We start from the raw sequence: 253 nt of genomic DNA on the forward strand, positions 1-253 counted from the left end.
GTTCGGCGGATATCCGCCGGGTCGCGCGCACCGTGGCGTCGATGGTCGCCTTCATGTTGTTTAGCTTTTCCAGCAACCCCGGCTGACTGGGGGGGAGCCGCGAGGCAAGCCAGGAGACGTCCATCCGCAGCGCCGTCAACTGCTGGCCGAGCTCGTCGTGCAATTCCCGGGAAATGCGCGCCCGCTCGTCTTCGCGCACGGATTCCAGCGCCGCCGTCAGCTCCCGCAGCCGGTCGTGGGATTCGCGAAGCTC

1 protein-coding gene is annotated in these 253 nt (G+C 67.6%); it reads right to left on the reverse strand.

Going from position 1 to position 253, the window contains the following annotated elements:
- Positions 1-253 (reverse strand): histidine kinase (locus ACTFO6_RS19200; protein ID WP_439935921.1); only part of this gene is annotated, 253 nt, incomplete at both ends.

This window comes from Pelomicrobium sp. G1 (assembly GCF_051905455.1).
In the GTDB taxonomy this organism is placed as follows: Bacteria; Pseudomonadota; Gammaproteobacteria; order Burkholderiales; family UBA6910; genus Pelomicrobium.